This is a genomic window from Endothiovibrio diazotrophicus (genome assembly GCF_054657215.1).
Genome location: NZ_BAAHXB010000011.1, coordinates 13,495 through 31,784, shown reverse-complemented (window position 1 = coordinate 31,784; position 18,290 = coordinate 13,495). Strand labels below are relative to the sequence as shown.

At 65.1% G+C, this 18,290-nt stretch carries 13 protein-coding genes and 1 tRNA gene; 6 read left to right on the top strand and 8 right to left on the bottom strand.

Annotated features, from left to right (window positions below):
- Nucleotides 1–178: 178 nt before the first annotated feature.
- Nucleotides 179–919, bottom strand: a complete 741-nt coding sequence (locus ACYQ2W_RS05035; RefSeq protein ID WP_459863865.1) for an S-methyl-5'-thioinosine phosphorylase — start codon at nt 917–919, stop codon at nt 179–181.
- A gap of 133 nt (nt 920–1,052) precedes the next feature.
- On the opposite strand from ACYQ2W_RS05035, the gene ACYQ2W_RS05030 reads away from it, so the two are divergent.
- A complete protein-coding gene (locus tag ACYQ2W_RS05030; RefSeq protein WP_459863863.1) occupies nt 1,053–2,312 on the top strand; it encodes a thioredoxin family protein in 1,260 nt (419 codons plus the stop codon).
- A gap of 28 nt (nt 2,313–2,340) precedes the next feature.
- Here the strand turns inward: ACYQ2W_RS05030 and cysC are convergent, their stop codons facing one another.
- The 5 genes from cysC to queA form a co-directional block, all read right to left on the bottom strand.
- A complete protein-coding gene (cysC, locus tag ACYQ2W_RS05025) occupies nt 2,341–2,916 on the bottom strand; it encodes an adenylyl-sulfate kinase (RefSeq protein ID WP_459863861.1) in 576 nt (191 codons plus the stop codon).
- Between the two features lie 108 nt (nt 2,917–3,024).
- On the bottom strand, nt 3,025–4,884 hold the full coding sequence (gene secD, locus ACYQ2W_RS05020; RefSeq protein ID WP_459863858.1) for a protein translocase subunit SecD: 1,860 nt from the start codon (nt 4,882–4,884) through the stop codon (nt 3,025–3,027).
- Between the two features lie 70 nt (nt 4,885–4,954).
- Entirely contained in the window at nt 4,955–5,293 is a 339-nt protein-coding gene (gene yajC / locus ACYQ2W_RS05015) for a preprotein translocase subunit YajC (RefSeq protein ID WP_459863856.1), read from the bottom strand.
- Between the two features lie 238 nt (nt 5,294–5,531).
- Entirely contained in the window at nt 5,532–6,635 is a 1,104-nt protein-coding gene (gene tgt / locus ACYQ2W_RS05010; protein ID WP_459863854.1) for a tRNA guanosine(34) transglycosylase Tgt, read from the bottom strand.
- A 545-nt stretch (nt 6,636–7,180) separates the two neighbouring features.
- Nucleotides 7,181–8,233: a tRNA preQ1(34) S-adenosylmethionine ribosyltransferase-isomerase QueA gene (gene queA, locus ACYQ2W_RS05005; RefSeq protein WP_459863852.1), complete on the bottom strand. Its 1,053-nt coding sequence runs from the start codon at nt 8,231–8,233 to the stop codon at nt 7,181–7,183.
- Between the two features lie 117 nt (nt 8,234–8,350).
- Here queA and ACYQ2W_RS05000 point away from each other — a divergent pair.
- From ACYQ2W_RS05000 to ACYQ2W_RS04985, 4 genes are all read left to right on the top strand, one after another.
- Nucleotides 8,351–8,437, top strand: a tRNA-Leu gene (locus tag ACYQ2W_RS05000).
- A gap of 464 nt (nt 8,438–8,901) precedes the next feature.
- Nucleotides 8,902–9,291: a hypothetical protein gene (locus tag ACYQ2W_RS04995; protein WP_459863850.1), complete on the top strand. Its 390-nt coding sequence runs from the start codon at nt 8,902–8,904 to the stop codon at nt 9,289–9,291.
- A gap of 1 nt (nt 9,292) precedes the next feature.
- Nucleotides 9,293–11,995, top strand: a complete 2,703-nt coding sequence (locus tag ACYQ2W_RS04990) for a class I adenylate cyclase domain-containing protein (RefSeq protein WP_459863849.1) — start codon at nt 9,293–9,295, stop codon at nt 11,993–11,995.
- Nucleotides 11,992–13,269 (top strand): protein kinase domain-containing protein, encoded by a 1,278-nt coding sequence (locus ACYQ2W_RS04985; protein WP_459863847.1) that lies wholly within the window; start codon nt 11,992–11,994, stop codon nt 13,267–13,269. The genes ACYQ2W_RS04990 and ACYQ2W_RS04985 overlap by 4 nt, the downstream gene beginning before the upstream one ends.
- 14 nt (nt 13,270–13,283) lie before the next feature.
- Here ACYQ2W_RS04985 and ACYQ2W_RS04980 read toward each other — a convergent pair whose 3' ends face one another.
- Nucleotides 13,284–13,478 carry a hypothetical protein gene (locus ACYQ2W_RS04980; protein WP_459863845.1) on the bottom strand — a complete coding sequence of 65 codons (195 nt, stop codon included), beginning with the start codon at nt 13,476–13,478 and terminating at the stop codon, nt 13,284–13,286.
- Between the two features lie 136 nt (nt 13,479–13,614).
- Nucleotides 13,615–14,214, bottom strand: a complete 600-nt coding sequence (locus ACYQ2W_RS04975) for a hypothetical protein (protein WP_459863843.1) — start codon at nt 14,212–14,214, stop codon at nt 13,615–13,617.
- Between the two features lie 626 nt (nt 14,215–14,840).
- On the opposite strand from ACYQ2W_RS04975, the gene mfd reads away from it, so the two are divergent.
- Entirely contained in the window at nt 14,841–18,287 is a 3,447-nt protein-coding gene (gene mfd, locus ACYQ2W_RS04970; protein WP_459863841.1) for a transcription-repair coupling factor, read from the top strand.
- Nucleotides 18,288–18,290 lie beyond the last annotated feature (3 nt).

The following is an 18,290-nucleotide window of genomic DNA, read 5'->3' as shown; positions in this document are numbered from 1 at the left end:
TGACAGGTGACAGGTGACAGGTGACAGGTGACAGGTGACAGGTGACAGGTGACAGCAAGAGGATGTCGCTGTTTGATTTCCCGTCAATCCCTATCTGATATTTTTCTCATTTTCCCGAAACTTTTCCGATTTACCGGCTTTTCCCAAGCTGCTCCGTCCTGTCACCTGTCACCTCACACTAGACCCGTACGATCGCCCCTCGCAGGATCCGCCGCACCTTCGCCATCCCCGCCTCCAGACAGCGTTCGATCTCCTCCATGGTGATCTCGCCCTCGGAAAGCCCGGCCCCCCAATTGGCGGAGACCGCGCAGCAGGCGTAGCGGATGCCCAGTTCGCGGGCCAACGCCGCCTCCGGCATGCCGGTCATGCCCACCATGTCGCAACCGTCGCGCCGCAGCTTGCGGACCTCCGCGGCGCTCTCCAGCCGCGGCCCCTGGGTGGCACCGTAACAACCGCCGTCATGGGCCTCCACCCCCGCCGCCGCCGCCGCCGCGCCGAGCACGCCACGCAGGGTTGCGTCGTAGGGTTCGGTAAAGTCGACGTGGGTGACGTGGTCGAGCCCCTCCTCATAATAGGTGTGGCTCCGCCCGTAGGTGTAATCGATGATCTGGTCGGGCACGCAGACCATCGCCGGCCCCATGAACTCGCTGATCCCGCCCACCGCGGCGGCAGCGAAGATCGCGCGCACGTCCGCCTGATAGAGCGCCCACAGGTTGGCGCGGTAGTTCACCCGGTGGGGAGGGATGCGATGGGGATTGCCGTGACGGGCCAGAAAGAGCACCTCCCGCCCCTCCAGGCGCCCGCGCACCAGCGGGGAGGACGGCTCGCCGAAGGGCGTGGTAACCATCTCCTCTCCTTCGATCTCCAACCCCTCCAATCGGGTCAAGCCGGTCCCGCCGATAATCGCCACTTTACTCATCGAATCGCTCCGCTAGCGCCAAAAACCTGGAGGAAGGATATACCAACAGGGCGACGAGATCCGATCCCTCTCTTCGCCTTGTCGCCCCCGCGTCATCCGGCAATACTGTGGACAGATCCTTTGGCAGCTCTTCATGACCCGACGCCTGCTCCAACTGGTTTGGCTACTCCTACCGCTGCTGGCGTCGGCGGCCCCCCCTGCGGCCGACACCCCCCTCTGGTTCTCCGCGGAGGGGCGGGTGATCCTCCACTTCTTCTGGTCCTCCCGTTGCCCCCACTGCCAGGCGGCGAAACCCGTGGTGGAACGGATCGCGCAATCCCATCGCGACTGGCTGGAACTGCGCGCTTACCAGGTCGACGGCAATGCCGCCAACATCCGCCGCTACGTGGAGATGGCCGGCGCGCTGGGAGAGGATGCCCGTTCGGTGCCGGCGTTCCTCTTCTGCGGCGCCATGCAGGTCGGCTATACCGACGGACCAACCGGAGAACGGGGGCTGCTGGAAGCGCTGGAGCAGTGCAGGGACGGCTATCGCCCGACCGCGGGGCCGTTGCAACTGCCCGGCGTCGGCCGGATCGATCCCGCCCACTGGTCGTTGCCGCTACTCACCATCACCATCGCCGCCCTCGACGCCTTCAACCCCTGCGCCTTTTTCGTGCTGCTGTTTCTGCTCAGCCTGCTGATCCACCTCAAGAGCCGCCGGCGCATGGCCCTGGTGGGCGGACTCTTCGTCGCCACCTCGGGACTGCTCTACTTCCTCTTCATGGCCGCCTGGCTCAACCTCTTCCTGTGGGCCGGCGAGCTGCGCTGGGCGACCCTCGCGGCCGGCGTGCTCGCCTTGCTCATCGCCGCCCTCAACATCAAGGACTTCTACACCCCGGCGCTCGGCCCTTCCCTATCCATGGACGAGACGCACAAGGGGCGACTCTTCCAGCGCATTCGCCGATTGGTTGGACACAGCCGCTGGCCCGCCCTGATCGCCGCCACCATGCTCCTGGCGGTCGCCGCCAACAGCTACGAGCTGCTCTGCACCGCCGGCTTCCCCATGGCCTACACCCGCATCCTCACCCTGCAGGGGCTGGAGCCGGCCGCCTACTACGGCTATCTGGCGCTCTACAATCTGATCTACGTGGTACCGCTGGCGGCGATCACCGCGGCATTCACCTGGAAGATGGGTTCACGCAAATTGAGCGAACGGGAAGGGAGGCTGCTGAAGCTGGCCGCGGGAAGCATGATGGGGACGTTGGGCGGGGCGCTGTTGCTGGCCCCTGAACTGCTGAGCGGCCCGCTCGGCGCGATGGGACTGATCGCCGCGGCGCTGGGGTTCACCGCGCTGCTGGCCCTGGTGGAGCGGCGCACGAGGAGGGTTGCCGGAGAGCATGGAGACGGCAGATAGGAGGGTTCCCGCCTGCCGCCCGATCCGATCAGGACGATAGGCGCTTGCGCGGCAGGTAGCCGTGCTCCTCCAGGAACAGGACGATCCGCTCGACGCTCTCTTCCGCGCTGAAGAGACCGGTGTCGAGGATCAACTCCGGCTCCTCCGGCTCCTCGTACGGAGAGGTGACACCGGTGTAGTCGCTCACCTCGCCCGCCCGCGCCTGGGCATAGATTCCCTTCGGATCGCGCTGCTCGCACACATCCAGGGGGCAGCGGCAGTAGATCTCGACGAAATTGCCGCGACCGAACAACCGGCGCAGCTTGGCGCGGTCCTCGCGGAACGGGGAGATGAAGGCGGCCAACACCGTGGTGCCGGTATCGAGGAGCAGCCGCGACATCTCGCCGATGCGGCGGATGTTCTCGTGGCGATCCTCCGGCGAATAGCCGAGGTCCCGGCAGAGCCCCTCACGCACGTTCTCGCAATCGAGGACGTAACTCGGCGATCCCAACTGGTGGAGGCGGGTCTCCAGGGCATGGGCGATGGTCGACTTGCCCGAGCCCGAAAGCCCGGTAAACCAGAGGACCGCGCTGCGGACCGCCTCGCCTGCCGGATGTGGATCCACCGAAAAGATACCGTTTTCCCAGAAAGGAGTGTCGCTGTTTTTGATCACGTTCGCAGTCCCTTGCGCATGGGGGGCTTCCGCCCGGGGGGAGCCCCGTTAACTCAGGAATCAGATGGCCAGGCGTTGGACGCGGCGACCGCCGTAGAGCAGATTCACCACCGCCCGCGTACCCATGATGGCGGTGAACATCGAGGTGGCGATACCGATCGACAGGGTCACCGCAAACCCCTTGATCGGACCGGTGCCGAAACTGAACAGCACCAGTGCCGCGATCAGCGTGGTGATGTTGGCATCGGCGATGGTCGAAAACGCCTTCTCGTAGCCGGCGTGGATCGCCGCCTGGGGGCTGTTGCCGATCTTCAACTCCTCACGGATACGTTCGAAGATCAGCACGTTGGCATCCACCGCCATACCGACGGTCAGTACGATACCGGCGATGCCCGGCAGCGTCAGGGTCGCCTGGAAGATCGACAGGACGGCAACGATCAGCACCAAATTGACTACCAGGGCGAGGTCCGCCACCAGACCGAAGGCCTTGTAGTAGATCGCCATGAAGACCAGCACCGCCAGCATTCCGACGACCACCGACAGGAAGCCCTGCTCGATGTTCTCCTTGCCGAGGCTCGGACCGACGGTGCGCTCCTCGACGATCTCGATCGGCGCGGCCAGGGAACCGGCGCGCAGCAGCAGCGCCAGATCGCGCGCCTCCCGGGTGGAGTCGAGACCGGAGATCTGGAAGCGCTTGCCGAGGCGTTCGCGGATCACCGCCTGATTGATCACCTCCTCGACTACCCGCTTTACCTTCACCGGCTTGCCATCGACCATCTTGGTGTCCACCTTGTTCTCGATGAACACCACCGCCATCATCCGGCCCACGTTGTCCTTGGTGCCGTTGGTCATCAACCGCGCGCCCTTGCCGTCAAGGGTGATGAAGACCGCCGGACCACCGGATTGTTGCTCGATTCCGGAGGCCGCGTCAGTGATGTAGTCACCGGTCAGCAGCACCCGCTTCTCCAGCAGCACCGGCCGCCCCTGGCGATCGTGGTAGAGCCGGGTGCCCGCCGGCGCCCGTCCGCCCGCCGCTTCGGCGGGGCTGTGATCATCGCTGACCAGACGGAACTCCAGGGTCGCCGTGGCGCCGAGGATCTCCTTGGCGCGGGCGGTGTCCTGAACGCCGGGGAGCTGCACCACGATACGGCTCTGTCCCTGCTGCTGGATCACCGGCTCGGAGACGCCCAGCTCGTTGACGCGGTTGCGCAGGGTGGTGATGTTCTGCTCCAGGGCGAACTTGCGGATCGCCTTCTGCTCCGCCTCCTTGATCCGCCCCACTACCTCGAAGCTCCCGTCGATGCTCCCCTCGGTGAGCTCCAGATCGCCGAGTTCGCGGGAGATCAGCGAACGCCCGGCCGCCAGATCCTCGGCATTGCGGAACGTGACCACCACCCCGCCCTTACCGCGGCTGACCCCGAGATAGCGCACCTTCTCGTTGCGCAGCAGGGTGCGCACGTCACCCACGTAACGCTCCTCGGCCTGCTTCACCGCCGCGTCCATATCCACCTCCATCAGGAAGTGGACGCCGCCACGCAGGTCGAGACCGAGGAACATCGGCGCCGCATCGAGGCTGCGCAGCCATTGCGGGGTGCTGGGCGCCAGATTGAGCGCCACGGTATACCCGGTACCCAGATCGCTGCCCACCACGTCAGCGGCCTTCAACTGGCTCTCGGTATCGTGGAAGCGGTAGAGCAACTTGCCCTCCTCTCCCACCTCCACGGCCTTGACCGCAACCCCCGCCATCTCCAGGGTCCGGTCGATCCGGTCACGAACCGTCTCGTCGAGGGTCGCGCCACGAGCAGGCGAAACCTGAATGGCCGGGTCCTCGCCATAGAGGTTGGGCAGCGCGTAGAGCCCCCCCACCACCAGGATTGCGGCGAGCAGGAGGTACTTCCAAAGGGGGTACTGGTTGATCATCGACAAGGCTCACTTCACGCCCGGCACAGTGGCGACGGGGCGTTGCGACGGTTCGTTGGGTACGTGGGAATCAGGCGCCCTTGATGGTGCCCTTAGGCATCACGCTGGCGACCATTTGACGCTGCACCTTCACTTCGGTTCCCTCGGCCACCTCGACGGTGAGGAAATCCTCGCTCACTTTGGTCACCTTGCCGAGCAGGCCGCCGCTGGTCACCACCTCGTCGCCCTTGGCCAATGCCTCGACCATCGCCTTGTGCTCCTTGGCGCGCTTGGACTGCGGCCGGATGAGCATGAAATAGAAGATGACGAAGAGGACGATCAGCGGCAGGAAGGTCTCAAGGGCTCCGGGCTGGGCCGCCGCACCGGCGGCGGCCTCCTGGGCTTGGGCGGTCGCAATGAAAAAATCCATGAATATGTCTCTGGGTTGTGCAATTGGTACGAAATATCCGCGGGATTCTATCACACTCGGGAGTGGCGGCACCTAGGAGGCTGTCGGACTCAGGATGAATCGGCCGCGGAAGCGGGATAGCGGCCCCACTTTTCCGGAAATCCTCGTCAAATAGCTCACTATTCTCCTCAAATTTCCGAAAAATTGGGACCACTCTCCTGCCCTCCCGCAGCTCGATCCCCCTAAGTCCGACAGCCTCCTAGGAGCCTGTCGCCTGAAGGGCGTAGAACTCTTCGACGAACGCTTCCAGCCGATGGGCCGCAATGGCGCTGCGCAGTCCCGCCATCAGCTCCTGGTAGTAGTGCAGGTTGTGGATGGTATTGAGCCGTGCCCCGAGGATCTCTCCGCATTTCTCCAGGTGACGGAGGTAGGCGCGGGAGTAGTGGCGGCAGGTATAGCAATCGCACCGATCATCCACCGGTCGGGTGTCGTTGCGGAAACGGCTGTTGCGGATGCGCAAGGTGCCACGGCGGGTAAACAGGTGGGCATTGCGGGCGTTGCGGGTGGGCATCACGCAATCGAACATGTCGATGCCGCGACACACCGCCTCGACGATGTCCTGCGGCGTCCCCACCCCCATCAGATAGTGGGGACGATCCACCGGCAACAGTGGCTGGAGGGCGTCGAGGACCGCCTCGCGCTCCGCCTTCGGTTCTCCCACCGAAAGCCCCCCCACCGCGTAGCCGTCGAAGCCGATGTCGGCCAGCCCCGCCAGGGAGCGAGCCCGCAACTCCGGATACATCCCGCCCTGAACGATGCCGAAGAGTGCTGCCGGATTATCGCCGTGGGCCTCCTTGGAGCGTTTCGCCCAGCGCAAGGAGAGCTCCATCGAGTCGCGCGCCTCCTGCTCGGTAGCAGGGTAGGGGGTGCATTCGTCGAAGATCATCACGATGTCGGAGCCCAGTTCCCGCTGCACCTGCATCGAGCGCTCCGGACTGAGGAAGACCCGGGAGCCATCCACCGTCGACCGGAACTCCACCCCCCGTTCACTGATTTTTCGCCGTGGCCCCAGGCTGAATACCTGAAACCCCCCCGAGTCGGTGAGGATCGGCCCCGTCCAATGCATGAAGTCGTGCAGATCGCCGTGAGCGCGGATCACCTCGGTGCCGGGACGCAGCATCAGGTGATAGGTATTGCCGAGGACGATCTCCGCACCGGTGGCATGCAGCTCCTCCGGGGTCATCGCCTTTACCGTGGCGTAGGTTCCCACCGGCATGAAGGCGGGCGTCTCCACCGTTCCACGGTCGAAATGGAGGCGTCCCCGACGGGCGGCCCCATCCCGGGTGATCAGCTCAAATCGCATCTCGACGCACCATCCAAACAACGGCCAATCTGAAAAAACAACACATTTTCGGAAAATCCCCCATATTGCCCACCATTTCCCACCCCGACACCACGAATTCCAGCCCGCCGGGCGGGGGATTTGCAAGAAACATTCGTTTCAGTTCTTGACACTGCAGCCATCGACGCCTAAACAGAATGCAACCACGAGACTGAGCGACAAGACCCGATTCCCGCAACCTCAGCGAAGGAGGAGGCCGACGATGCCCAGCCAAGCCCACGCCACCACGCCGGTGGCCGGACGCGCGTTCAAGGATCGCCTCGGACATATTTTCACTGTGTTGACAGTATGTTGGGATAGGGTTGTGATATCCTATCGGCATGGTGGGACACAGGTGATCGACCTGAAAGAGTGGGACCGCAGACTCCCCCTCCCCCACTGATAACAACACGTCTGCACGAAGTTCTCCTTCCCTTTCGGGGCCCGCCGAGTGATTCGACGAGGTCCCGTTTTTTATTCGGGCTCACGAAGAGACAGCCGGCGATATGTGAAAAATCCACTGAAGCTCACCGGCCGACCCACCTACCGTCGCCCCGGGTGAGCCACATGGCATCCCCATAGCTGAAAAAGCGATACCGCTCGGCCACCGCATGCCGATAGGCCGCCATCACCGTCTCGTAGCCGGCGAAGGCGCAGACCAGCATCAACAGGGTCGACTCCGGCAGGTGGAAATTGGTCACCATGGCGTCCACCGTGCGAAAACGGAATCCCGGCGTGATGAAGAGCTCGGTATCCCCACGCATGGGCGCCAATCCCTCGTCGCCGCGGGAGGCGGCCTCCAGACTGCGCACCGCGGTGGTCCCCACCGCCACCACCCGCCCGCCGCGCCGCCGGGCCTCCGCCACTTGGGTGCAGAGCGCATCGCTCACCTCCACCCGCTCCGGGTGCATGTGGTGATCCTCCACCCGCTCGGCACGCATCGGCTGGAAGGTGCCCGCCCCCACGTGGAGCGTGACGAACCCCTGCGCCACCCCCATCGCCCGCAGCCGTGCGAGCATCGATTCGTCGAAGTGGAGACCGGCGGTAGGCGCCGCCACCGCCCCCGGCTCGCGGGCGTAGACGGTCTGGTAGCGCTGCCGGTCCTCCCCCGCGGGGGCACGTTCGATGTAGGGCGGCAGCGGCACCCGCCCGTGGCGCTCCAACAACTCCATCAGCGTCCCATCGCCGCGGAAGTGCAGGGAGAACAGATCCCCCTCGCGGCCGGTCACCTCGGCATCCAGCGCGCCCCCTTCGAGGATCAGGCGTCGCCCCGGCTTCGGCGACTTGGACGCCCGCACGTGGGCCAGCGCGTGGTGACGACCGGTCACCCGCTCCACCAGCACCTCCACCCGTCCACCGCTATCCTTCTCGCCGAGCAGCCGCGCCGGGATCACCCGCGTATCGTTGAAAACCAGCAGGTCTCCGGACCGGAGCAGCGAAGGAAGGTCGTCGAACCGGCGGTCGGCCACCTCTCCGGGCAGACCATCGAGACAAAGGAGACGGCTGGCCCCCCTTTCCGGCAGCGGGGCCTGGGCGATCAGTGACTCGGGGAGGTCATAGTGGAAATCGCGTCTCAGCATCGAGTTGGAGTCACCCGGGGAGAAAAAAGGGCGGAAATGATACGCGAAACCGTTCGCGGGAGTGAAACGGCGACGCTCTTGCCCCGGCACGACAAACCGATATACTACGCGGCCTGTGCCGGGGTGGCGGAATTGGTAGACGCAGCGGATTCAAAATCCGCCGTGCGAAAGCACTTAGGGGTTCAAGTCCCCTCCCCGGTACCACATAGAAAAGGGGGAAGGCCGACGGCCTTCCCCCTTTTTTTTGCCGTTCCAAGCGAGGACACCTCCGACAGCCCGCGTCGGCGTCGCCCTCATCTGGCGAGGAGCAGGGTGGCTCCGATGCTCGCGGCGAGAAATACCATGGTCACCCCCAAGGCGATGCGAATACGGCAGTAGCTGGCGAAAGGACCGGTACAATTGGCAGATGCCTGGGTATCCATCGTGAAATCCCATACTCGAAGCTGAAAAGGGCGCGAATCATAACGAATATGAGCAAATCGGAATATACGTATTTGGCGTATTCCCGTTGAGTAAATCACTGAATCACAAAAAACAAACAACGGGCGTTTTCCTACGGGGAAACCACAAATGACCCCGATTTTACCGATTTGACCGGTTCCATTGACTACCATCGACCCATTGAGCAATTAGACCTGTCAGACGGGACCGTCGATCCTTTGCCGACCATGACCACTGTAACGCTACCTTTCGCCAAACTGGACTTCATCGATCAACGAATCGTCATTATCGAAATTCGCGAAGGTGTCGAAGAGCTGAGCCGGAAGATGGTCTCCGAACTGCAGCAGGCCTGCCGCGAACATTGCGAGCTCCCCTATATCGCCATTTCCAACAAGCGCGCCTCCTACTCCATCGCCTTCGATGCCGCCCAGGAGATCACCGGCATCGACGAGGTCATCGAACTGATCTCGGTCATCCCCGACTCCGCCACCCGCAGCACCCTCCACTGGTTCTGCAAGATGTACCCCCGCTACCAGTTCGCCAACACCCTCGACCAAGCCGTCGACCAGGCCCACCGACGGCTCGCGGAATGGAAGGCGGAGACGGGCAACCGGTGACGTGACACTTAGTACCGAGACCCGTGCCGCCCTGCGGCGGTTTCAGGCGATCAACCGGCAGCGGCTGCTTCGGCTGGTCAACTCGCTGTCGCCCAAGCAGCAGACCTTGGTCGACGCACTGCCGCTGCTCTACCACCTCCACCACCCGCGTCTGCCGGGATACCTCGACGTCGAGGCGATGCCCAAAGGGATCAGCGGCTACACCCCCGACGAACCGACCCTGCGGGCGGCAAAATCCCTCGCCCCGCTCTTTGAATTCAAGCCGGCCCCGCTCAGCCACTACGCGATCGACGCGCTGTTCCTCATCGACCACGGCAAGAGCGCCACCGGCCTCCGTCGGCTGGAACTATGGCTCTGTCTCCGCGACGGGCTGGAGGAGGCGCGCAACGGCGCCCTGGAACGCAAGGTGGAGCGGCTGCGCCGCCGGGCACAGGAGATCGACCTTACCCTGGAGACCGGCCTGATCGAGGCTCGGGCATTCCGCGACGGTCGCTGCCTGGGGGTGGGTTGGCCAGGCCGGACCACCAGCCGCGACCACCTGCTGACCGAGGCGTTCTACCTCTCCGCCATCCATCTTGCCGGGCGCTACCCGCTGTGGTGGCTGGTACCTCCGGAGATGGAAGAGCACTACCGCACCGAGACGGAGCGGCTGCTGGCGGACGACACCATCGCCTCGGAAACCATCGACTTCGGCGGCCTGGAGGGACTCTCCCCCGAGACATTTTTTCGTGCCGTACTGTGGCGCTTCTACGCCGAACTGGCCACCCCCTGCCAGTCGCTGCCGGAACTGCTGCTGATGGAGGTCTACACCACCGAGCACCCCACCCCACAACGCATGAGCCGCCGCTACAAGCAGGCCGTCTACCGCGGCAACATGCGCTACGCCCAGCTCGACACCCTGGCGATCATGGCCGGCCGGCTGCGCGACCATTTGGCGGGCGAGGAGGAGACGGCTCGACTGGAGGTGCTGAAGCGCTGCCTGCACCAGCGCCTCGATCCGCAACGGACCAACGGGCCGGAGTCGCCGCTCACCGCGATTCGCGACCAGGCGCGCCGGGTGGCCGCATCGGTGAGCCGAGCCTATGGCGTGATCACCGAAGCGGCCCAGCGGGAAGCGGAGCGGGCGCGGATCGATCCGATGGAGCTGATCATCCTCGGCCGCCGCCTCTACGCCGCCTTCGACCCCCGCGGAGGACGGGTGGAGTGGATCAACCCGGGGCTGGCCGGCGACCTCACCCAGGGCGCCCTCTCCTTCTGCAACCGCGACCACGGCCACCAGCCATGGCGACTCCATCAGGGCCTGGCCAAACCCGACGCCGAACTCCCGCCCCTGAAAGAGGGAAGCGGCGCCCTGGAGCTGTTGGCCTGGGCCTATTTCAACGGTCTGGTGGACGGTACCACCACCCTTGCCCTCCACCCCGGCCGCACCCAGCTGGGTCCGCGAGAGATGCAGGGGGCGCTGACCGCACTGCAACGCCTCTTCCCCGGCGGCCGCCCCGCCACACCGGAACCGGCCGAGCTGAGCAACCCCAGCCTACCGTCGATCCACGCGCTGTTCGTCAATTTCGGCACCACCAGCGCCTCACTGCTCTCCCGCGGCGACCAGCAGGTCATCAGCGACCAGGCGGACCCGTTACGCTTCGGTGCCTTGCAGGAGAATCTCATCGCCACCGTCGACCTGGTCACCGTCACCACCTGGGGCGAGGTATTCATCCACCGATTCGACGGACGCTCGGCACTGCTCGCCACGCTGAAACACTTCCTCAACGGCATCGCCAACGCCGCCCTACCCGCCCCCCCGACGGTAGCCGCCTTCTGCTTCTCCGCAGCCCAGGGCACGCTGATCAGCCGGCGCATGGAGGAGCTGTTCAACGCGGTGAGCGAGCAGGCCTCCGGCCGCCCCCTGACCACCCTCCCCGGCTACATTCTCGGTCTCGGCCGCGGCCACGCCTTGATCAGCATCGAGCAGACGCGCGCGGTCAGCCGCCATGTCGAGGGCGTCCCCAAACTGATGCAGACCCTCGGCGCTCCCCGCGAGCGTCACGTGCGCTGGGCGGTGGACCCCCAGGCCCTGCGCGGCACCCCACTCCCCACCATCCTGCGCAACGTCAAACCGGGGGTGGTACAGCTCTATCGGCAGGGTGACGACGGCAAGGCGCTGCTCTACATCCTCGACGAGCGGGGTAGCCTGTTCCAGACCGCGGCGGCAGACGCGGGCGAATACCGCGGCTACCACCGCTTTCTCACCGACACCTTGCGCCGACTCTTCCTCTGGCGCCCCCTCGCCCATGGCGAATTGGACGACGACGAGCTCCATTGGAGCGATCAATCCCACCGCCCCTTCACCGGCGAGCTGGAGTGTTACCGGCTGACCGGGGTGGCAGGCGGTTTCTCCGCCCGTCCCGAGGACGCCGGTGCCGGCGGCGAAGGCGAAGGGAATGGCGTGCAGCTGATGGTCCAGGCGACCGAGGAGGGGTACGCCTATACGTTATACTGCGGTGAACAGATCATCGAAGGCCCCACCTTGAACGCGCTCACCCAAACCCTGCCGTCGCTGCCGCACCTTCCCGCGCACCCTCGGCTGGAGAGTGTCGACGCCCCCCCCTCGCTGCTGGGCGCCGAGAGCGCCGATGCGCTGCAAAGCCTCCACTACCTGCGTTTCAAACGCGCCTTCGACCGCAAGCTGGCGGAGGCTGTCGGGTGAGCGAGGCGCCCCCGCGCAAGATCGCCAAATACGAGTTGCGAGAGATGCTCGGACGGGGTGCCGCCGGAGTGGTCTACGAGGGATTCGACCCCTTTCTGCAGCGGCGGGTGGCGATCAAGATTGCCCGTCTCGAACTCTCCAAGGACCGTGAACAGGCACGTCGCTACCTCACCGCCTTCTTCAACGAGGCGCACATCGCCGGCCAGCTGATCCACCCCCACATCGTCGGTATTCACGACGCCGGAATCGAGGGGCAGATGCGCTACATCGTCATGGAGTACGTGCAGGGCAAGACCCTCGACCGCTTCGCCCAGCCCGATACCCTGTTGCCCATGGAGAAGGTGGTGGACACCATCTTCAAGTGCTGCCGGGCACTGCACTACGCCCACGGCAAGGGGGTGATCCACCGCGACATCAAGCCCGCCAACCTGATCCTCAGCGAGGAGGAAGTGCCGAAACTGCTCGACTTCGGCATCGCGCGCCTCTCCGTCGACCCCACCCCGGAGGAGGGAATGCAGGGGACCCCCGCCTACATGGCGCCGGAGACCATCAAGGGTGAACCGGCCAGCCCCCGAAGCGACCTCTACTCCCTCGGCGCGGTAATGTACGAACTGCTGTCGGGACACCGCCCCTATCTTGCCGAGAGCATCCACGCCACGCTCTACCAGATCGTCAACGAAGACTACGCCCCGCTGAAGAGCCTGCGCCGGGAGATCCCCGGGGTGCTGATCAACATCGTCGACCGGGCCATGGAGAAGGATCCGAAGGAGCGCTACCAGACCGCCCTGGAGTTCTCCACCGACCTCAGCCGCGCCTTCACCTCGCTGCGCCAGCAGGAGGCGAGCATCGCCGACCGCGAGAAGTTCAACATCCTCAAGACGCTGCGCTTCTTCCAGGAGTTCAACGACGGGGAGATCGAAGAGGTGATCCGCGCCGGCATCTGGCTCACCTTCCAGCCCAACGCGCGGATCATCAGCGAGGGAGAGGTGGAGAACGCCTTCTACATCATCGCCGTCGGCGAGGCGGTGGTGATCAAGGGAAAGACCGTGGTCAGCGTGCTGAGCCACGGCGACTGTTTCGGCGAGATGGGCTACCTGACCAAGGCCAAGCGAACCGCCACCGTGGTCTCGCGCAGCTCCACCCTGCTGCTCAAGGTCAACGCCTCGCTGATGGAGCAGGCCTCCATGAACGCCCAGTTCCGTTTTCAGCGGGTCTTCCTGGAGACCCTCATCGAACGCCTCTCCCGCTCCACCGAGCAGATCGCCCGCGGTTGATTTTCACCACCAAGTCATGAGGGGCGCGAAGGGACGCAGGAGGCTGTCGGATCAAACCCATCCTTGCGGCGGGCAATGACGGACAAGCCCAGATCCAAGGCGGCAAGCACCTTGATCACGGCATCCTTCAGCCTGACGCTCACCGCGCCACTCTCCGGATCCGAGATCAGAACGGAAAAAGAAGGGGGTTGGCCGTCGATGACGGCCAACCCCTTAATCTTTGCCAAAGATGGCACGCCAGGAAGTTATTCTTTCGCGGGCCCTTGAGGAGTGCAATCCTCTAATTCAAAAGGCACGAAAACGGGGTTCGTTGCAACGAGACATAGCCATCTGACCGACTGAAGTCTATGCGGCCTGCTGTTCCTCGGACTTATCCTGCGCCTGGAGTTCCTTCAGGCTCTTTTCCAGTTGTTGCTTGTCCTTACGCAGGGCAGACAGCGCCTCTGTAGCCTTTTTGCGCGCTTCGGCCTCATCCATCTTCTGCTTCCGCAGCGTCTTGAGCTTCTTCACCACGTTCTCGGGCGTGTCAGAGAGCGTCGTGTTGATCGCTTTGATCGCGCGCTCCTTCTCGGCCAAGCTCTCTTTGAGGTTTTTCAGTTGCCGTTCATTGTCGGCGCGCACGTTGATGACCTGCTGCTCGAGTTTCTGCTCGTTCGCCCGCGCCTCGGAGAGGCTGGCCTGAACCTCGTCCAGTGCTCGCCGGCTCTCCGCCAACTTCTGTTCCACGGCCGCGAGTTCGAGCCGGGCCTGCTCCTTGATCTTGCCGACTTCGAGCTCGGCCTCGGAGCAGCGCTTGATGGTCGCCTCGATCGCCTGCTTGAGCTCTTCCGCAGTACAGTCTTTCTCGAGCTTCAAGGCCTCAGTCGCCGCGTTCATCAATACTTGCTTGCTAATCGCGAGTTCTTTCCAAACTTTGAGCTGGATTTCCGCATCAATTTCGGACATATTTTCTCCTGGATAAGTGAAAGGAATGGAAGTGCAAAACGGGTGTTATGAAGCAACCCTGCGGAACCGGCAGATGCTACAGCAAACACTCGATTGATGCCAGACCCCAACAAATTCACTCCGCTCTCCGGGCACTCCCCTCAAACGGCCTTTTGAGCCGGCTCCGCCAGCGCATTGAGACACTTCACCACCTTCCAGACCCGCTATCAACGCATCCGACGAGAGCTCGGTGGGAACGATCAACCCCGGCATCGCCCTACCCTTCCGGCCACCACGGCGCACCGATCGAGGCCCACCCTCCTCCCTGATTGCAACGCTCCGCGTCGCGACCGCTCGTCTTGGGCGCTCTGCGTCCCGGTGGTGACGGGGCACTGCAGGAACGGTGCCCCCGTTGGGCACGACGCAGAGCGTCGAAGAAGACGTTCCCACGCGGAGCGTCAGAGAAGACGTTCCCACGCGGAGCGTAGGAACGAGAACAAAACAACGAAAACAACCCACAGTGCCACCCTTTCTCCCCTTCATGGTGAATTCCTCCACTCCGAATGAAGCGATCACGAGCGAGTAAAAAACGCCTTCCGAACCCCGTACAATAGCGCCCCTCCGCCAACCGACCCACCCGCCACGCCATGACCACGGACTACCGCAACCCGTTCCACCCTTCACTCCCCAACACCGCCGGAACCCTGAAACGCTGGGGACGGCTCTACGGCTCCTCGCCGGGGCTGGTGCTGGCCGAGGCGGCACGTGCCCACGGCGGGCCGCTGGTGGCGGTCACCGCCGACATGGCGCAGGCCTATCGGCTGGAGAGCGAACTGCGCTTCTACCTCGGCGAGCGGCTGCCGGTGCTGATCTTCCCCGACTGGGAGACGCTGCCCTACGACCACTTCTCCCCCCACCAGGACATCATCTCCCAACGCCTCGCCGCCCTCTACCGGCTGCCGTCGCTGGAGCGCGGCATCCTCATCGTGCCGGTGGCGACGCTGATGCAGCGGGTCGCCCCGCGCAGCTTCCTGGAGGCCCACAGTCTGCTCCTCGACCGGGGCGACCGGATCGACCTCGACGAGATGCGCGCGCGGTTGGAGCGGGCCGGCTATCAGTGCGTCTCCCAGGTGGTGGAGCACGGCGAGTTCGCGGTGCGCGGCTCGCTGCTCGACCTCTACCCGATGGGCTCGCCGCTGCCCTTCCGGGTCGACCTGTTCGACGAGGAGGTGGAGTCGATCCGCACCTTCGATCCGGAGAACCAGCGCACCCTGGAGGCGGTGGACTCCATCCGCCTGCTGCCGGCGCGCGAGTTCCCCCTCGACGAGGCGGGCACCACCCGCTTCCGCACCGCCTACCGCACCGCCTTCGAGGGGGACCCGAAGCGGTCGCCGATCTACCGCGAGGTGAGCGAGGCGCGCGCCCCGGCCGGCATCGAGTACTACCTGCCGCTCTTCTTCGAGACCACCGACACCCTCTACGACTATCTTCCTCGGAACGCGCTGGTGGCGCGTTCCGAGCAGGTCATTCGTGCTGCGGAGGAATTTCTGAAACAGGTCGAGTCTCGATTTGAACAACACCGCTACGACCTGGAGCGGCCGTTGTTGGAGCCGGCGAAGCTCTATCTCGGGGCGGACGAGCTGGTGGAGCGGTGGAACGGCTTTCCGGCGGTGGAGTGGCAGGGGCCGGAGATCGAGCGCGACGGGGAGAACTACGCCACCCGCGCACCGACGGAGCTGACCTTGCAGGCGCGGGCGACGCGGCCGGCGGGGGCGCTGCTCGACTTCATCGAGGGGTTCGCGGGGCGGGTGCTGTTCGCCGCCGAGTCGGCCGGGCGGCGCGAAGCGCTGCTGGAGCTGCTGGGGAGCAACGGGCTGAAGCCGACGGCGGTGGAGGACTGGGCGGCCTTCGCCGCGGGCCAGGCGCGGCTGGCGATCACCATCGCCCCGCTGGAGCGCGGGCTGGTCACCGAGGAGCTGGCGGTGATCGCCGAGTCGCAGCTGTTCGGCGAGCGGGCGATGCAGCGCCGCCGGCGCAAGGCGCGCGGGCGCGACGGCGAGGCGGTGGTGCGCGACCTCACCGAGCTGGCCGTCGGCGCCCCGGTGGTCCACGAGGACCACGGCGTCGGCCGCTACCTGGGGCTACAGACCATCGACGCCGGCGGCATGGTCAACGAGTACCTCACCCTGGAGTACGCCGGCAGCGACAAGCTCTACGTGCCGGTCTCCTCGCTCCACCTGATCAGCCGCTACACCGGCGCCGACCCGGAGCAGGCGCCGCTGCACAAGCTGGGCACCGAGCAGTGGGCGAAGGCCAAGAAGAAGGCCGCCGAGCGAATCCGCGACGTCGCCGCCGAACTGCTCGACCTCTACGCCCGCCGCGCCGCCCGCGTCGGCACATCGATGGAACCGGCCGCCGACGAGCTGGCCCAGTTCGCGGCCGCCTTCCCCTTCGAGGAGACCGAGGACCAGGGCAGCGCCATCGAGGCGGTGCTCGCCGATCTGGCCGCACCGAAACCGATGGACCGGGTGGTCTGCGGCGACGTCGGTTTCGGCAAGACCGAGGTGGCGATGCGCGCGGCCTTCGCCGCCGCCAACTCCGGCAAGCAGGTGGCGATGCTGGTGCCCACCACGCTGCTCGCCAACCAGCACTTCCAGAACTTCAGCGACCGCTTCGCCGACTGGCCGATCCGCATCGAATCCCTCTCCCGCTTCGGCGGCAAGAAGTCCCAGGACAAAGCGATCGCCGGGCTCGCCGACGGCACCGTCGACGTGGTGATCGGCACCCACAAGCTGCTCAGCAAGGAGGTCAAGTTCAAGAACCTCGGGCTGGTGATCATCGACGAGGAGCACCGCTTCGGCGTGCGTCAGAAGGAGGAGTTGAAGAAGCTGCGCGCCGAGGTGGACATCCTCACGCTGACCGCCACGCCGATCCCGCGCACGCTGAACATGGCGATGGCCGGTATGCGCGATCTCTCGATCATCGCCACCCCGCCGGCCAAGCGGCTGGCGGTGAAGACCTTCATCGGCGAGTGGAACAGGGCGCTGATCAACGAGGCGTGTCTGCGCGAGATCAAGCGCGGCGGCCAGGTCTACTTCGTCCACAACAAGGTGGAGGACATCGAGAAGGTGGCCCGCGAGCTGGGCGAGATCGTCCCCGACGCCTCGATCCGCATCGCCCACGGCCAGATGCGTGAGCAGGAACTCGAACGGGTAATGCTCGACTTCTACCACCAGCGTTTCAACATCCTGGTGGCCACCACGATCATCGAGTCGGGCATCGACGTGCCCACCGCCAACACCATCATCATCAACCGCGCCGACCGCTTCGGCCTGGCCCAGCTGCACCAGATGCGCGGCCGCGTCGGCCGCTCCCACCACCGCGCCTACGCCTACCTGGTGGTGCCCGACAAGCGCTCGATCACCGCCGATGCGGCCAAAAGGCTGGAGGCGATCGAGTCCCTGGAGGACCTCGGCGCCGGCTTCATGCTCGCCTCCCACGACCTGGAGATCCGCGGCGCCGGCGAGCTGCTCGGCGACGAGCAGAGCGGCCAGATTCACGAGATCGGCTTCTCTCTCTACACCGAACTGCTGGAGCGGGCGGTGAAGGCGCTCAAATCGGGCCGGACCCCGGAGCTGGAGAAGCCGCTGCACCACGGCACCGAGATCGATCTCGGCATCCCCGCGCTGATCCCCGACGACTACCTGCCCGATGTGCACACCCGGCTGATCCTCTACAAGCGCATCGCCAACGCCGAGAGCCTGGAGGCGCTGAAGGAGTTGCAGGTGGAGATGATCGACCGCTTCGGCCTGCTCCCCGAGCAGACCAAGAACCTCTTCGCGGTGACCGAGCTGAAGCTGAAGGCGACCCCGATGGGGATCACGAAGATCGATGCAGGGCCGCAGGGGGGGCGGCTGCTGTTCGAGGCCGAGCCGGCCATCGACCCGGCGAAGCTGATCCGCTTGATCCAGTCGCAGCCGGCGCAGTACAAGCTGGATGGCCAGGAGAAGCTGCGCTTCTTCGGCCCGATGGAGGGGCGCGAGGATCGTCTGCGGGCGATCGACTGGCTGCTCGACACGATCGCCGCTTCCTGACCC

Bases quoted from the DNA above. Each gene is read 5' to 3' on its own strand.
- ACYQ2W_RS04995 (WP_459863850.1), top strand. From the start codon at position 8,902: ATGACCACTGTAACGCTACCTTTCGCCAAACTGGACTTCATCGATCAA.
- ACYQ2W_RS04975 (WP_459863843.1), bottom strand. From the start codon at position 14,214: ATGTCCGAAATTGATGCGGAAATCCAGCTCAAAGTTTGGAAAGAACTC.
- secD (WP_459863858.1), bottom strand. From the start codon at position 4,884: ATGATCAACCAGTACCCCCTTTGGAAGTACCTCCTGCTCGCCGCAATC.
- yajC (WP_459863856.1), bottom strand. From the start codon at position 5,293: ATGGATTTTTTCATTGCGACCGCCCAAGCCCAGGAGGCCGCCGCCGGT.
- ACYQ2W_RS05030 (WP_459863863.1), top strand. From the start codon at position 1,053: ATGACCCGACGCCTGCTCCAACTGGTTTGGCTACTCCTACCGCTGCTG.
- mfd (WP_459863841.1), top strand. From the start codon at position 14,841: ATGACCACGGACTACCGCAACCCGTTCCACCCTTCACTCCCCAACACC.
- ACYQ2W_RS05035 (WP_459863865.1), bottom strand. From the start codon at position 919: ATGAGTAAAGTGGCGATTATCGGCGGGACCGGCTTGACCCGATTGGAG.
- tgt (WP_459863854.1), bottom strand. From the start codon at position 6,635: ATGCGATTTGAGCTGATCACCCGGGATGGGGCCGCCCGTCGGGGACGC.
- queA (WP_459863852.1), bottom strand. From the start codon at position 8,233: ATGCTGAGACGCGATTTCCACTATGACCTCCCCGAGTCACTGATCGCC.